Source organism: Hahella sp. CR1 (assembly GCF_029813005.1).
GTDB lineage: Bacteria > Pseudomonadota > Gammaproteobacteria > Pseudomonadales > Oleiphilaceae > Hahella.
This window is the reverse complement of the sequence record NZ_JAPELK010000011.1, coordinates 21438-37764: the sequence shown is the minus strand read 5'-3', so window position 1 is coordinate 37764 and position 16327 is coordinate 21438. Positions and strand designations below refer to the sequence as shown.

The following is a 16327-nucleotide window of genomic DNA, read 5'->3' as shown; positions in this document are numbered from 1 at the left end:
CTCCGCTCGTGGCGGAATCGCTTACTCGTTACTTTATGGATTTGGAGCCACCTTGCCGAAGGAGATATAAATTCAGCGGGAGCGTAATTCCAAGCTCCGCATTCTAACCTCAATTTGTTACAGCAATAAAGGGATTAGTGCACACTTGTTACCCCTAGTAACAAGCAATGCGCGCGGTAGGGAGATAGGAACGCCTTAAATTGGCTAGACTGAATGTGGGGGAAAGCCAGTAATGGCATGGCCTTGACGTGGGTTACATCAAGGCCCTGAAAAAGTGTTACCGACTTGCGCGGTGAATAAATTTTGCAGGATTTGCAGAACGCCCATCCTGAAGAACTTCAAAGTGAACATGGGGGCCAGTAGAACGCCCTGTGCTCCCCATCTTCGCCAAAATTTGTCCCTTCTGCACTACATCCCCAGTTTTAACCATGAGTTTGGCGCAATGCGCATAGCGAGTAACCAAACCTCCGCCATGGTTAACCTCAACCAGATTACCGTAGCCGAAGCGCTCTTCCGAATAGGTCACAACCCCACCAGCGACCGCAACGATATCGCTGCCCTCTTTGCCAGCGAAGTCTACGCCAGAATGCCACGCCCGCTTACCAGTGAACGGATCTGAACGAAAGCCATAATGGGAAGACAACCAGCCCTTCTTGATCGGACGACCCGCGACAAACTGTTCTCGTTGAAAGCGTTGGTTGACGAATAGCTCATCCATCACCCGTAATTGTTGCTCACGGGACTCAGCCTGCTGCTCAATGGACTCCAGCACTTGCGTTAACATAGGAACAGAAAAAGATTGCTCCAAGGCAGGCTCTTCTGGCCCACCTAATGCGGGCGAAGATTCGAAGTCAAACTCCCCTTCATCCAGACCAGCGACGTCGGTAAGACGTTGCCCAAGCGCATCAAGGCGCAACAGTCTCGCCTGCAACTCGCCCATACGCAGCGTCAGGGCATCTATATTCTGTTGCGCAAGGGACTTATAAGTGCGGATTTCTTCTTTCTGTTGTTTCAGATTTTCCTGCCAGGTTTTAACCAGTTCAGGAGTGATAGAAGCGTCCGACGCGGCGGATTGCCGTCCAAGCCAAAACGCCGCCGCCGACAATGCAGCCACCAGAGACAACGCAAGGACCGTCGTCAGCACAACTGCGCGCGCGCCCATAGAACGGGCGCGTGACTGACCATGTCCATCTCTCAGGAAGATAATATTCATGCTTTTCCAGGGTTTTGAGTTGCCTGAATTATATAAACGACGGAGGTTATCTAAAAATACTATACTTGTAAATTGTAACAGATGTTGTGATAGTTGATGTCTGCAAATGTAACGAACCTTTAATCTTTGGTTAACTGTAATGCCTAATAGAGATCGAAAGCTGGGAGATATTTTGTCGTCATCCTCCCCTACGCTGGAGTCTCTTTTTCATCGGGCTCTGCATCTGGATAAGCTGCAGCAGATATTCTCACAATGCCTGCCCGACCAACTACGGGGCAAAGTAACTCTGTCATCAGTTAAAGATGGCGTTATTCGCGTAACTGTCCCCGATGCCGTCACCGCAACCCAGTTGCGCATGAATCAACACACGTCCCTGCCGGAACTACGCAAACATAAAGATTTCGATTTTGCTTATCAGTTCAAAATTCGCGTGGAGCCAACGGAAGTTAAAGCGAAGACAAAAAGGAAGGCGAAACCAATTTCGCAAAAGAATGCTGAGCTTCTCAAACAAGAAGCTCAGCTCTGTGACGACCCTGAGTTGAAGAAAGCACTGGAGGCCCTTTCAACTCATACAGCGGACTAGAAATCTTAGGCCAGCACTGGTTTCAGGTAGGAAATCGGCGCTTCACTGGCGTCCTCAAAGGTCACAACCTCCCAAGCATCCTTTTGGGAAATAAGCTCACGAAGAAGTTTGTTATTTAAGCCGTGGCCCGACTTGTGCCCTTTAAACTCACCGATCAGGCTGTTGCCTAACAGGTACAGATCTCCAATCGCGTCCAACACCTTGTGCTTGACGAATTCGTCTTCGTAGCGCAAGCCGTCTTCATTGAGAATTTTGAAGTCATCGACAACGATAACGTTATCCATGCTGCCGCCCAAAGCCAGATTCATTGCACGCAATTTTTCAATATCGCGCATGAATCCGAATGTCCGCGCACGGCTAACTTCTTTAACAAAAGAAGTGCTGGAAAAGTCGATCACTGTCTCTTGTGAGCGGCCTTTGATCACAGGATGATCAAAGTCTATGCTAAAAGTCACTTTGAAACCGTCGAACGGCACAAAGGTAGCCCGCTTGTCTTCGTCAGTCACCGTTACTTCGCGCTTAATGCGGATAAATTTCTTGGGCGCGTCCTGCTCAGCAATGCCCGCCGATTGAATCAGAAATACAAACGGACCGGCGCTGCCATCCATAATAGGCACTTCGGCTGCGCTCAACTCAACGTAGCAGTTATCGATACCAAGACCGGCCAGAGCTGACAGCAAGTGTTCAACAGTTGCTATCTTCACTCCGTTTTTTACGAGAGTCGTAGAGAGAAGGGTTTCGCCTACGTTCTCAGCACGCGCCGGGATTTCCACGATAGGATCGAGATCTGTACGGCAGAATACAACACCCGTGTCCACTGGAGCCGGTTTCAAGGTCAGGTAGACCTTTTCCCCTGAATGCAGGCCAACGCCAGTGGCTCGGATGATGTTTTTAAGTGTGCGCTGTTTTATCATTTCAATGATTTACCAAAATCTGGATAAAATTCGGCCAAATCATACCAGAAAGGTATTAGGTGCACCAACCTAAAAGACCGAACTCATTCTCATTTAATCCGCCTGACGACGCAAAAACGCAGGTATATCCAAATAGTCCACGTTTTGCTCATCCCCTACAGCCCGACGATCCACCGCCGCATTGCCCACAACTGAAGTAGCGCGTTTACGCATCACAGTCGGGCGCTCCAGCTGATGATAATCAGTAGTGCCGTTCATAGTCCGGGAAGAGTTGTCCACCACCTTGGTCGGCCGGTCATGCACACCGCCCAAACCCGTGGCGACCACTGTCACCCGCAACTCATCCTTCATTTCTGGATCGATTACCGTTCCAACAACCACTGTCGCAGCGTCGGAAGCGAACTCTTCAATGGTGGCGCCCACTTCAGAAAACTCGCCCAAAGACAGATCCATGCCTGCAGTAATGTTGACCAGAATCCCACGCGCGCCCTGCAGATTGATATCTTCAAGCAGCGGGCTGCGTACGGCTCTTTCCGCCGCTTCACGAGCGCGATTGTCGCCGCTGGAAACGCCGGTGCCCATCATCGCCATGCCCATCTCGGACATAACGGTGCGAACGTCCGCAAAGTCTACGTTTATCATTCCAGGACGGATAATCAAATCCGCAATTCCCTGTACAGCCCCCAAAAGCACATCGTTAGCCGCGGCGAAAGCATCCAGCAGACTGGTGTTTTTGCCCATGACGCTCAACAACTTCTCGTTGGGAATCGTAATCAGTGAATCGACGTGTTGTCCCAATTCACGCAGGCCGGCTTCCGCAACTTTCATGCGCTTGCCACCTTCAAACGGGAACGGACGGGTGACTACTGCAACCGTCAGGATGCCCATCTCACGGGCGATTTCCGCTACAACCGGCGCGCCGCCCGTTCCGGTGCCGCCGCCCATGCCAGCAGTAATGAAGACCATGTCCGCGCCTCTCAGCGTTTCCGCGATGCGCTCTCTGTCTTCCATCGCCGCCTGACGACCGACTTCTGGATTGGCTCCGGCGCCCAGCCCCTTGGTGACACTGCCGCCGAGTTGAATCACGTGCTTGGCGTCGACATCACGCAACGCCTGAGCGTCGGTGTTCGCGCAGATAAACTCCACGCCTTCCACCGAAGAGGCGAGCATGTGACGAACTGCGTTGCCGCCGCCGCCGCCAACGCCTACAACTTTAATGACTGCATTTTGTGGTACGTTATCTACGAGCTCAAACATTCCCCTTCTCCTTCTTCGTTATAGTACCTGCGACCTGAAACTAATTTCCGCAAGTTGGTATAGACCTTTGAGTTGACTCTATTTGGGCTGATTAAAAATTCCCCATAAACCAGTTCTTCAGCCGTTGGAACAGGTTTTCTGCAGGTTCTCCCCGGTGCTGGGAGCCCCGGCCGAGTTCTTGCTGTTTAAATCCATAGAGCAGTAATCCGACTGCGGTGGAGTACATAGGATTGCTAACCACATCGCTCAGGCCGGTGACCCACTGCGGCACCGCCAGCCTTACCGGCATGTGGAAAATCTCCTCCGCCAACTCCACGACCCCCTCCATACTGGAGGTTCCTCCAGTGAGCACGACGCCAGCGGCAATGAGATCCTCATACCCGCTGCGTCGCAACTCTGATTGGATCAAGGTGAACAACTCCTCATAGCGCGGCTCCACAACTTCCGCCAGCGACTGCCGGCTTAAGTCCCGCGACGGGCGATCTCCCACACCCGGCACCTTGATCGTCTCATCCGCGCCCGCTAGCTGAGTCAGCGCGCAGGCGTATTTGATTTTGATTTCCTCTGCATTCTGCGTTGGCGTTCGCAACGCCATCGCAATATCGTTAGTGACCTGATCGCCAGCGATAGGAATTACCGCCGTGTGACGAATAGAGCCGCCCGTGAATATTGCGATATCAGTCGTGCCGCCGCCGATATCGACGACGCACACGCCCAATTCTTTTTCATCATCCGTCAGCACCGCATAGCTGGATGCGAGCTGCTCCAAAATGATTTCGTCTACTTCCAGACCGCAGCGCTTCACGCACTTTTCGATGTTCTGATAAGCGTTGACCGCACAGGTAACCAGATGAACCTTGGCTTCCAAGCGCACGCCAGACATCCCTACAGGCTCTTTCACGCCCTCCTGGTTGTCGATGACGTACTCCTGCGGCACGACGTGAAGCACACGTTGATCAGCTGGAATCGCCACCGCCTGCGCCGCGTCCAAAACTCTTTCCAGATCCGCCTGCACCACTTCCCGGTCGCGCACCGCAACGATGCCATGAGAGTTCATGCTGCGGATGTGGCTGCCGGCGATGCCTGCATAGACGGAGTGAATGCGGCAACCGGCCATCAGCTCAGCCTCCTCCACCGCACGTTGTATGGCCTGGACCGTTGTTTCTATATTGACGACCACGCCCCGTTTGAGTCCGCGTGACGGATGGGAACCGATGCCAACGACTTCAATCGCTCCTTCCTGATTTCTCTGCCCGACAATGGCCACCACTTTGGATGTGCCAATGTCCAGCCCCACAATCATATTCCCACTCGAACTCGCCATATATTTCGACTCTGTCTTAAAGTTCACATTCAACCTTGTTCCGGAGTAACGTCTGCTTTCCATTTCACCGCCACCCCCCGGGTGTATCGTGCGTCAACACTCGCTATTTTTTCTCGCTCCTGGTGCAGTTTCTTCTCAAACAGCACAGTAAAACGGTGTAGCCGTCCCTCAACATCCTGTTTCCCCAGGTTAAGCTCCCACCCATCCGTAAAGCTGATCAGCCATGCGCCTCTGGACTCCATAATCACGCCGTTCACATCCAGTCCCACTTTGGCCAGCTCCGCCTTCCATTTCTGGAAGTTATCAAAGACCAGTCGTTCGCTGTGCGGCGGTCCAATCAGTGAAGGCAGGCCGTTCACAACGACGCCGGTTTCTTTAACGAACAGTCGCCCGGCTTCGTTGATATAACCCTGGTTGCGCCATCTGACAAAAGGCTCTTCTTCTTCCAAATCCACTTGCACAGCATCCGGCCATAATCTGGAGATGGAAGCCCGCTTTATCCAGGGATGGGTCTCCAAGCCTTTGCGCACGCCTTCCAGATCGGATGTGAAAAAGCTGGCGTTGAGTAACGGAGACAGCAGCTCTTTCACCTCTGCGCGGCTCACGTAATTCAACTCACCGACCACCTGAACCGTGGCGACCGGACGGTCCAACCATTTGACGCCGGCGATCAACGCGCTTAACACCAACAGCCAAAAGCAGAAGATCGATACGTGCAGCAGTACCCGATTCCACGGGATAAAGGCCAGCAGTCGCACGATCGCAGCCGGCCCGGTATTCCGGTTGTCGGCGCGCTCCCTTGCGCGGGTCGCAGTTGCGCCGCGTCGGGAACCAAGCGATTTGTCGAGCTGCTTCTTCATTGGCGTCATTAGCTGTAGCGACTCTCAGTTACTTGCCTTGGCGCAACTGTCGTTACGCACGTCCGTACATTTCAATTTTGTCCAGTCGTCCTTGACTGCCATCCAGGTCGATCGTCGTCCTGGTTACAATGTTGTTCCAAGTATGCTCAAAACCAGCTGTTCAAAGCTTAATCCAGAGGCTTTTGCGGCCATGGGAACCAGACTATGGTCCGTCATCCCAGGCACCGTATTCGCTTCCAGCAGCCAAGGCTGGCCGGATGCGTCGCACATGACGTCCACCCGCCCCCATCCAGAACAGCCAATGGCGCGATAGGCGCGCAGAGCCAGCGTTTTGAGCTCGTCTTCTTTGTCCTGAGGTAAGCCGCAGGGCAGAATGTAACGCGTGTCGTTCACCAGATACTTGGCATCGTAGTCGTAGAACTGGCGGTCTGTCTCCAGCTTGATGGCCGGCAGCGCGTCCTCACCCAGAATAGAGACGGTGTATTCCGCGCCGGTTATCCACTGTTCTGCGATCACGACTGAATCAAATTTCGCCGCTTCCAGATAGGCCGCCTCCAACTCTTCAGCGGACACCACTCTACGCATACCGATACTGGAGCCTTCATGAACAGGCTTCACCATCAACGGATGTCCCGCGCCCACTTCCTGCACGATGGCATTCCAGTCACATTCGGCGTCCAACACGGCATACTTGGGCGTCGGGATACCCATGGTTTCCCACAACTGTTTAGTACGCAGCTTATCCATGGCCAGGGCGGACGCGAGAACGTCGCTGCCGGTGAAGGGCTTGTTCAGCAGAGTTAACAGTCCCTGCATGGTTCCGTCTTCTCCGCCACGGCCGTGCAATACGATGAATGCGCGATCAAAATCACCGTCCAATAAGGGCTGCAAGCCATCGCGCGGATCGATATGAAAACAGTCCACACCAGCGTTACGTAAGGCCGCGAGCACTTGCCCGCCACTTTTCAAAGACACATCCCGCTCAGCGGAAGCGCCTCCGAACAGCACCGCCACTTTGCCGAAATCGGCGGGCGGCAGGTCTTTTACTTTTTCCCAACTGAGGACCGTCATATACGCTTTAATTACCTTGTTGCTTCGTTACGCCAGCCGCTACTGCAGCCCGCCTTCAGCCAATACTCCGGCCACTGAGCCGATGTCTCCCGCGCCTTGCGTCAGTAATAGATCGCCGTCCTGAAGCACGCCGCTCAACACTGCTTTTACATCCTGCCCACGTTCGATAAATATTGGGTCAAGCTGTCCACGCTGCCGGATACTACGACAGAGGCTGCGTCCATCCGCCCCGGGAATTTCTTTTTCTCCCGCGGGATAAACGTCCATCAGCACCAACACGTCCACTTTGGACAACACCTGCACAAAGTCTTCGTACAGGTCGCGGGTGCGCGTGTAACGGTGTGGCTGGAACACTGTCACCAGACGCTTATCCGGCCAGCCGTCGCGAATGGCTTTGATGGTGGCGTCCACCTCTCTCGGGTGATGACCATAGTCGTCAACCAGCATGACCGAGCCTTCGGCCACCGGATAATTTCCGTAGACCTGAAACCGGCGCCCCACGCCCTGAAATTTATTCAGCGCAGAGACAATCGCTTCGTCGGCAATCCCTTCGTCAGACGCTACCGCTATCACCGCCAGCGCATTCAGCACATTGTGCTTGCCCGGCATATTCAGGCTGATGCGCAAGTCGGGCTGATCGCCAGGGCGCTTCGCGGTAAAGGATGTCTGCATCCCCTGCTGTGCGATATCCACGGCCCGCACATCCGCTTTCTCGTTAAATCCATAGGTGATGACGGAACGCCCTACGCGAGGAATAATTTCACGCACCACCGGATCGTCGTAACACATCACCGCCACGCCGTAGAAAGGCAGGTTGTGCAGGAAGTCGACGAAGGTCTGCTTCAGCTTCTCAAAGTCGCCGCCATAGGTGTGCATATGGTCCGCGTCTATGTTTGTCACCACTGACACCATCGGCGTCAGGTGCAGGAACGACGCGTCGCTCTCGTCCGCCTCAGCCACCAGATATCGAGAAGCGCCCAGCTTGGCGTTGGTTCCTGCGCTGTTCAGACGACCGCCTATAACAAACGTTGGGTCCAGACCCGCTTCACCTAAAACGGACGCCATCAGACTGGTTGTCGTTGTCTTGCCGTGGGTGCCTGCGATGGCGACGCCATGTCGGTAACGCATCAGCTCCGCCAGCATTTCCGCGCGTGCGATGACCGGAATACGTTGCTCGTTAGCCGCCGTCACTTCCGGGTTATCTTTGGCCACGGCGCTGGATGTCACCACCACATTCGCTCCAGCAATATTCTGCGCGGTATGGCCGAAGGTGATGATCGCCCCCATATCGCTCAAACGTCTGGTCGTGGCGGACTCTTTCAAGTCTGAGCCGCTAATTTCATAACCCTGGTTCAGCAGCACTTCCGCGATGCCGCACATACCGGAGCCGCCAATGCCCACAAAATGTATGCGTCTGATACGGCGCATTTCGGGCGGTCCCCAAACGGTATTCTTCATAGTTGTCTCAGTCATTGGCGCATGCCTCCCAACAATACTTGACCACTTCTCTGGTCGCTTCGGGCTTGGCTAACGTCCGTGCGGCGTTCGCCATTTCCAGCAGTTTTTGCGGCTGCCCGAGCAGGGAAGTCAAAGTCTCAGCCAATCTTTCCACTGTTAATTGATCCTGTTGAAATATCTTCGCCGCTCCCGCCTGCTCCAAGTGTCGGGCATTCGCGGTCTGGTGATCGTCCACCGCATGTGGGTAGGGCGCCAGCAGAGCTCCCAGTCCCACAGTACAAAGCTCCGCAAGGGTCAACGCCCCTGCTCGACATAAAGCCAGGTCAGCATTTGCGTATACGCTGGCCATGTCTTGTAAAAAGTCGTGGACTTCCACCTCCACTCCCAAGCTCGCATAGAGCTCGCGACAGGCTTGGTCCTTACCCTCGCCCGCTTGATGCACAACTCGTGGACGCAAAGCCTCTGGCAAGGCCGCAATCGCTTTAGGCGCCGCTTCATTTAAAGCCAGAGCGCCGCGACTGCCGCCAAGAATAAGCAGCGTGGGTTTTCTTGAGCCGATTCCCCGCTCCTGCGGCGAGGGCAACGCCGCCAGTTCGTCTCTGACCGGATTACCCACGGTCACAACCGATTGCGCCTGAGCAAAGGTCTGCGGGAAAGCTTCCAATACATAGCGCGCGCCGCGAGCCAGCCAACGGTTAGTCATTCCCGCAATCGCATTCTGTTCGTGAATCACCAGGGGCGTACCAGTCAAACAGGCCACGATGCCGCCAGGTCCTGACGCAAATCCACCCATTCCCAACACACAATCGGGCTTTTCCTTACGGAACACGCTGAATGCCTGCCATAGGGCGCGCATCAGGTTGACCGGCGCCATCAACAATGCAGCCGCGCCTTTGCCCCGCAAGCCGCCAATAGTGATTAAACGCATGGGAATGTCGGTGCGACTGATAATACGCTCTTCCATCCCTCCGCGTGCGCCCAGCCAGACGACCTTCGCCCCCTGTTCGCGCAACGCCAGCGCAGACGCCAGCGCCGGGTATACATGCCCGCCGGTGCCGCCCGCCATAACCAGGAAAGTCTTGTCGCTCATCGCTGGGCGCCTCCCCGGTTTTTCACTTTTGGCGGCGCCTCTTCATTTTGTTCACCGCTCACCGCCTCGGAGCCAATTCGCAGCAAAATCGCCACGCACAGGCTACTGATAATCAAACTACTGCCGCCGTAACTGATCAGCGGCAACGTCAAACCTTTGGTTGGCAACAGCCCTGTGTTCACGCCCAGGTTGATCAACGCCTGACCGCCCAGCAACAGCGTGACGCCATAACCGGTGTAGGCGTTAAACAGCTGACCCGCACGCTCCGCCATCCGCGATACATGCATGCCGCGCCACAGCAACACGCCAAACAACACGATAATCAACAAGCTACCCAGCAGCCCCAGCTCTTCCGCGATAATCGCGAACACGAAGTCGGTATGCGCTTCAGGCAGATAAAAAAGCTTTTGTATGCTGTTACCCAGACCTACGCCGCTCCACTCGCCGCGCCCGAAAGCGATCAGCGCCTGAGTCAGCTGATAACCGCTGTCAAACTGATCCGCCCAGGGGTCGGTATACGCCGTCAACCGCTTCAAGCGGTAGGGCTGTGATACCGCCAACAACGCCACACTGCCCACGCAGAACATCAACAGTGCGGCGAACCGGCTTAACGCCACGCCGCTTAAGAAAATCATTCCGACCACCGCGCACATGGTGACAACCAAGGCGCCGAAGTCTGGCTCCATCAGCAACAGCAACGCCACCAGCGTCAGCACCAGCAACGGCTTGGCGAAGCCCCACCAGCTGCCGCGCACTTCGTCCAGGCGGCGCACCAGATAGCTGGCGGTGTATATTGCCAGACACACTTTGGCGATTTCCGACGCCTGGATATTGATCACTCCCAGACTGATCCAGCGGGTGCTGCCGTTAACTGTGCGCCCGATACCGGGAATCAGCACGGCCACCAGGAAACCCAGCGCCACCACCAGCAGTATCCAGCTTTGCTTGTGCCACCATTGCAGAGGCAGCCGCAAAATTACAAAGCCAACTGCAACGCCGGCCAGCAGGTACGACAAATGCCGCCACATGTAATACAAGGCCTGTCCATTAGCGTCGTCAGCGAAGTCAACCGACGCAGAGGTCACCATGATCAAGCCAATGGCCGCCAACGCCAGGGCGGAGCCCAGCAACGGCATATCCAGCGTCATCGTCTGGGTGTTTTTGGAAGCGGTAAGCGTTAACGTACTCATAACGCCCTCACCCATTGCTTGAACTGGTCGCCGCGATCCTCGTAGTTTTTGAACATGTCAAAACTGGCGCAGGCTGGAGACAGCAACACCAGATCGCCAGCAGAGGATGTTTCCGCCGCCAGCTTAATCGCCTCTTCCATCGTTTCAGCTGACAACGTCATTGCGCCGCCAGCGAGTGCTTCTTTTAATTTGGGGCCGTCTTCACCAATGATGATCAGCGTGGACACCCACTCTTTCACCGCCGGAGCCAAAGGAGCAAAGTCCTGCCCTTTTCCTTGTCCGCCGCAAATCAACACGATTCCACCGTTCGTAACAGGACCCAGTCCGGCCAATGCCGCTTGAGTCGCTCCCACGTTGGTGGCTTTAGAGTCATTGATGTAGGCGACTCCGTCTTTATCGGCCACCCACTCACAACGGTGGGTCAGCCCCGTAAATTCTCTCAACGCCTGCAGACAGGGCTCGCGCTCCAAACCTGCGGCATCCGCCAGCGCCAGCGCGGCCAGCGCGTTGCTCCAGTTGTGCTTGCCGCGAATACGCACCTGCTCCACCGGCAAAAGCTTTTCCGCGCCATACGCCAGCCAGGCGTCGCCATTTTCTTCCAGCACGCCATATTGTGCTGGCTCAGGCTTCTTCAACGTAAACCAGGTAACTTCCGCATCCCGGCTCAGGGGCGGTTGCGCCAACGCATCATCGCGATTCAGCACTTGACGACGGCAGCCGTAAAACACTCTCAACTTAGCGAGATGGTAAGCCATCATGTCCGCATAACGGTCCATATGATCTTCAGACAGATTCAACACGGTGGCCGCCAGTGCGCCCAGGCGATCAGTCGTCTCCAGCTGGAAGCTGGACAGCTCCACCACGTACAGCTCCACCCCGTCCGCCAGCAAGTCCAGCACTGGCGTTCCCAGGTTGCCGCCCACGGCGACATTGACGCCGCAAGCCTTCGCCATCTCACCGACCAGCGTGGTCACGGTGCTTTTGCCGTTGGAGCCGGTGATCGCCAAAATGGGCGCATTGGCTTCACGACTGAATACGTCTACGTCGCCACAGATCTTGACTTGCCCTTTCACCGCCTGCAGGTCTGGATGGCTCAATGGCACGCCAGGGCTCAACCAGATTTCGTCGGCGCGCGCCAACATGTCCTGATCCAGCCCGCCGGTCACCACCTGCACACCCGGATTGATCGCATTAAGCTCCGCCAGCCCAGGAGGATTTTCGCGCGTATCCATCACGCAAAAGCCATAACCGCGCCGTGTCAGATAATCCGCGCAGGACAGCCCGGTCTTACCTAACCCGATAACAGCGATATTACGGTCGCGCGCCAAAATCGACATGAACGAATTACCTGATCTTCAACGTCGCCAAACCAATCAGCACCAGCACTACGGTTATGACCCAAAACCGCACGATAACTCTCGGCTCCGGCCAGCCTTTGAGCTCAAAATGGTGGTGCAACGGAGCCATGCGAAAGATACGCCTTCCGGTCAGCTTGTATGACGCCACCTGTAGAATCACGGACACCGTCTCCATTACGAACACGCCGCCCATTACAAAAAACACCAATTCCTGACGGACAATAACCGCCACAACGCCAAGCGCGGCGCCAAGCGCTAATGCGCCAACATCCCCCATGAACACCTGCGCCGGATAGGTGTTGAACCAGAGAAAGCCCAGCCCTGCGCCAACCAGCGCCCCTAGGAATATCACTAGTTCACCGGTTCCCGGCAGATAAGGAATATGCAGGTACTCTGCAAACTTCACGTGACCGGACAAATAAGCGAACACGGCCAAGGCGCCCCCCACCATGACGGTTGGCATAATCGCCAGCCCATCCAGGCCGTCAGTCAGGTTGACGGCATTACTGCCGCCCACGATGACAAAGTAAGTCAACAGCACAAACCCCACTCCAAGCGCCAGGGTGACGTCCTTGAAGAAAGGAACGATCAACGTCGTTTCCTGCGGCAAATGGGCGGTCTTGAATAACACGACGGCCGCGCCAAAGCCGAACACGGACTGCCAGAAGTACTTCCAGCGCGCCGGCAGACCTTTAGGGTTTCTCTCGACGACTTTGCGCCAGTCATCCACCCAGCCGATGGCGCCGAACAACAGGGTCACGCCCAATGTGATCAGCACGTAGCGATTGGTCAGGTCCGCCCACAACAATGTGCTCACTGCAATCGCCACCAAAATCAAAGCGCCGCCCATAGTCGGCGTGCCGGCTTTGCTGAAATGGCTCTCAGGGCCATCGTCTCTGACCGCTTGCCCGATCTGGTAATAGCTGAGCTTGCGAATCATCACCGGACCCACCAGCAAAGAGATCAGCAGCGCCGTTAAGACACCCAGGATCGCACGCAGCGTGAGGTACTGGAACACACTGAAAATGCTGAAATACTGCGCTAGAAAATCAGCTAACCAGACTAGCATTTAGCCCCGTCTCCCATCGCGTTTGATGAACGGACGTTCATACAATTTCATTTCTCCACAATCTGCTTCACAACGTTTTCCATCGCCGCGCTCCGTGAGCCTTTCACTAGCACCGTAGTGTTAGAATCCAGGCGCTCGCGCAACCATGCGGCGATGTCGTCATGAGTAGTAACAACCGGGGACGCATCCCCGAAACCTTCACGATATTCCGCCGCCCAGCGGCCTATTCCCAATAACATGTCTACGCCATTGTCCCTGGCGTATTGAGCGACCTCCCTATGCGCTTCCTCCGCAACGGAGCCCAGTTCCCCCATGTGCCCTAGCGCAACGATTCGACGCCCTGGATAGCGGGCCAGGACGTCAATCGCGGCCTTCACTGAAGTTGGGCTGGCATTGTATGTGTCATCAAGAATGACACTCCCATTAATTCCCAGTAACTTGTTCATGCGGCCTTTTACAGGAACCGCTGACGCGAGCCCGTCGCGGACTTCATTCAAAGTCCATCCCAGCGCCAGTGCGGCGGCTGCAGCGGCCAGCGCGTTGCGCACGTTGTGCGCGCCCGGCAACGGCAGCGTCGCATCAATGTCACCCTCTGGCGCGCACAACCGGAACGTGGAGCCGTTTAGCTCCAGGTTCACGTCTTGCGCTCTCACCATCGCAGACTCGTCCATACCAAAGCTGATAACTTTGCGCGCCCCCGCCATTTCCACCCATGCGGAGAAGTTAGCGTCGTCTTTGTTCAGCACCGCCACGCCATCTTCAGGTAAACCACAGACGATCTCGCCCTTGGCTTTAACAATGCTCGCCAGATCGCCAAATCCTTCGACATGCACGGCGGCGGCGTTATTCAGAATCGCCACCTGCGGGCGCGCAAGCGCAACTGTGTAGGCGATCTCTCCCACCGCACTGGCTCCCAGCTCAAACACCGCACTCTTGTGAGCGTCAGTCAACTGCAGCAGGCTCAATGGCGCGCCAATGTGATTGTTGAAGTTGCCCTGGGTCTTACAGACCTCGCCGCGCTGGGACAATATAGAAGCCAGCAGCTCTTTCACCGTGGTCTTACCCGCGCTGCCGGTGACAGCCGCCACTGGCCCGTCAAAGCGACTCCGGTTCAGGGCGCCCAGCCGTCCCAGACCGACCAAGCTATCGGGCACGATAATCTGCGCCACGTCCGCCGCCACTTTGTGTTGCGCCAGTACAGCGACAGCGCCCTGAGAAACAGCGGCGTCTATATATTCATGGCCATCGAAGCGGTCGCCTTTCAACGCGACGAACAAAGCGCCGGAGCAATCCGCCCGGGAATCGGTCGTCACGCGCGTGAAAGCAACATTGTCGCCTTCAGCCGTTCCGTCGACCGCTTTCGCTATGTCATCTGTCAACCAGTCTCCGATCATCGTCTCTATCTCTTTTTCATCTCTTCATCAAATTTCGCCGTTGGCGGAGCTTCTCACGCCAGCGACAGAGGCCAAACAGTCGCGGGCTATCTCAATGTCCGAGAACGGCATGCGCCGCCCTTGAATCTCTTGGTAATCCTCGTGTCCTTTGCCGGCCAGTAAAATCACATCCTCCAGGGCGGCATGCTCCACTGCGAAACGGATGGCGTCATTTCGGGGACGCACCACTTGAAAGTGCGCGCCTTGTTCCGCGCCTTTCACAATCTGCGCGACAATACTTTCCGGATCTTCCCCGCGAGGATTGTCATCCGTCAGCACCACCTCATCCGCATATTGCGCAGCGACGGCCCCCATCAAAGGCCGCTTGCCTGGATCTCGGTCGCCGCCGCAGCCAAACACGCACCAGAGACGTCCAGGGCAATGCCTGCGCGCCGCCTTCAATGCAACTTCCAGGGCATCCGGCGTGTGCGCGTAATCCACCACAACGGTCGGAGCCTTATCTTCATGCAGCGGCTGCATACGTCCCGCCACCGGGGTCAATCGCGCCATCTGCTGAAGTACAGCCTGCGGCTCCGCCTTCAATGCCGACATGGCCGCGCAAGCAGCCAACGCATTGGATAAATTAAATTCACCAACCAGCGCCAAGCGTGCGGGTTCGCGGGTTGCGCCAAAATCAAGCTCAAAGCTCATTCCATCGGCGTCAAAATGTACGTCTTCCGCACATACGTTCGCCGCGGACTGATCTCGTTTTCCGACGCTAAACGTCAGTGTTTTCGGCCCTTGCAGCTCTTGCGCCCAGCGCGCGCCATATGGGTCATCCTGATTGAAGACTTTCCAGCGTACTGAGTCCGACAGGAACAGCCGCTTTTTGGCTTCAGCGTACGCCTCTAGCGTGCCGTGATAATCTAGGTGATCCCGAGTGATATTGGTCAACACCGCCACGTCAAAGTTAACGCCCGCCGCTCTGTCCTGATCCAGCGCATGGGAGGAGACCTCCATCGCCACCAGTTCAATGCCTTCATCACGCAACTCCGCCAGCACCCGGTGCAGAGACACTGCATCCGGTGTGGTATGCGTCGTCGCTTTCAGACTGTTTGGGCGACCATAGCCAAGCGTGCCGACTACCGCCGCCGACATGCCCAACCCTTCCGCCAGTTGCGCAACGTAATGGGTGACGGAGGACTTACCGTTAGTACCGGTGACTCCCACCACTTTCATGCGATGCGTCGCCTGACCAAAAAACCGATGCGCGATAATCCCGACCACTGGCCGCACATTATCGAGCTCAATAAAGACTACATCGCCTTTTTCATAAACATGCTGACGCGTTCCTGGCAGCAGCACTGCACGAGCGCCCCTGGCCAACGCATCCTCTACATACTGAGCGCCATTTGAACTGACGCCCTCAGCCGCGACAAATAAAGCGCCACTGGTGACTTTTCTGCTGTCTTGCTGGATATCAGACAGCCAGCAGTCCAAAGCGGCCGGCACTTCCGTGATTCCCTTTAACAGTTCCGCCAGTCGTTGTTGCGCGACACCCGGCATA

The 16327-nt window shown here is 55.8% G+C and carries 14 protein-coding genes; 1 reads left to right on the top strand and 13 read right to left on the bottom strand.

Going from position 1 to position 16327, the window contains the following annotated elements; genetic code table 11:
• Positions 1-277: 277 nt before the first annotated feature.
• Positions 278-1213, bottom strand: coding sequence for a M23 family metallopeptidase (locus ONV78_RS23350; RefSeq protein WP_279506810.1), 936 nt, complete (start codon positions 1211-1213; stop codon positions 278-280).
• Positions 1214-1385: 172 nt separating this feature from the next.
• On the opposite strand from ONV78_RS23350, the gene ONV78_RS23345 reads away from it, so the two are divergent.
• Positions 1386-1796, top strand: coding sequence for a DciA family protein (locus tag ONV78_RS23345; protein WP_279506809.1), 411 nt, complete (start codon positions 1386-1388; stop codon positions 1794-1796).
• 5 nt (positions 1797-1801) lie between these two features.
• On the opposite strand, the gene lpxC is transcribed toward ONV78_RS23345, so the two are convergent.
• From lpxC to ONV78_RS23285, 12 genes are all read right to left on the bottom strand, one after another.
• Positions 1802-2710: a UDP-3-O-acyl-N-acetylglucosamine deacetylase gene (gene lpxC, locus ONV78_RS23340; protein ID WP_127968640.1), complete on the bottom strand. Its 909-nt coding sequence runs from the start codon at positions 2708-2710 to the stop codon at positions 1802-1804.
• A 93-nt stretch (positions 2711-2803) separates the two neighbouring features.
• Positions 2804-3967, bottom strand: a complete 1164-nt coding sequence (gene ftsZ, locus ONV78_RS23335; protein WP_127968639.1) for a cell division protein FtsZ — start codon at positions 3965-3967, stop codon at positions 2804-2806.
• Positions 3968-4058: 91 nt separating this feature from the next.
• Entirely contained in the window at positions 4059-5291 is a 1233-nt protein-coding gene (ftsA, locus tag ONV78_RS23330) for a cell division protein FtsA (protein WP_216736744.1), read from the bottom strand.
• A gap of 29 nt (positions 5292-5320) precedes the next feature.
• Entirely contained in the window at positions 5321-6151 is an 831-nt protein-coding gene (locus ONV78_RS23325; RefSeq protein WP_279506808.1) for an FtsQ-type POTRA domain-containing protein, read from the bottom strand.
• Between the two features lie 123 nt (positions 6152-6274).
• Positions 6275-7222 (bottom strand): D-alanine--D-alanine ligase, encoded by a 948-nt coding sequence (locus tag ONV78_RS23320; RefSeq protein WP_279506807.1) that lies wholly within the window; start codon positions 7220-7222, stop codon positions 6275-6277.
• Positions 7223-7261: 39 nt separating this feature from the next.
• Positions 7262-8680, bottom strand: a complete 1419-nt coding sequence (murC, locus tag ONV78_RS23315) for a UDP-N-acetylmuramate--L-alanine ligase (protein WP_216736881.1) — start codon at positions 8678-8680, stop codon at positions 7262-7264.
• Positions 8681-8687: 7 nt separating this feature from the next.
• The gene (murG, locus tag ONV78_RS23310; RefSeq protein ID WP_279506806.1) at positions 8688-9770 is read right to left on the bottom strand and encodes an undecaprenyldiphospho-muramoylpentapeptide beta-N-acetylglucosaminyltransferase; all 1083 of its coding nucleotides are present in this window, start codon (positions 9768-9770) and stop codon (positions 8688-8690) included.
• Positions 9767-10960, bottom strand: coding sequence for a putative lipid II flippase FtsW (gene ftsW / locus ONV78_RS23305; RefSeq protein ID WP_279506805.1), 1194 nt, complete (start codon positions 10958-10960; stop codon positions 9767-9769). Before ftsW ends, murG begins: the two co-directional genes overlap by 4 nt.
• On the bottom strand, positions 10957-12297 hold the full coding sequence (murD, locus tag ONV78_RS23300; protein ID WP_279506804.1) for a UDP-N-acetylmuramoyl-L-alanine--D-glutamate ligase: 1341 nt from the start codon (positions 12295-12297) through the stop codon (positions 10957-10959). Before murD ends, ftsW begins: the two co-directional genes overlap by 4 nt.
• A 7-nt stretch (positions 12298-12304) precedes the next feature.
• Positions 12305-13387 carry a phospho-N-acetylmuramoyl-pentapeptide-transferase gene (gene mraY / locus ONV78_RS23295; RefSeq protein WP_127968633.1) on the bottom strand — a complete coding sequence of 361 codons (1083 nt, stop codon included), beginning with the start codon at positions 13385-13387 and terminating at the stop codon, positions 12305-12307.
• Between the two features lie 47 nt (positions 13388-13434).
• Positions 13435-14766 carry a UDP-N-acetylmuramoyl-tripeptide--D-alanyl-D-alanine ligase gene (gene murF / locus ONV78_RS23290; RefSeq protein ID WP_279506803.1) on the bottom strand — a complete coding sequence of 444 codons (1332 nt, stop codon included), beginning with the start codon at positions 14764-14766 and terminating at the stop codon, positions 13435-13437.
• A gap of 42 nt (positions 14767-14808) precedes the next feature.
• On the bottom strand, positions 14809-16326 hold the full coding sequence (locus ONV78_RS23285; protein ID WP_279506802.1) for a UDP-N-acetylmuramoyl-L-alanyl-D-glutamate--2,6-diaminopimelate ligase: 1518 nt from the start codon (positions 16324-16326) through the stop codon (positions 14809-14811).
• Position 16327: the final 1 nt, after the last annotated feature.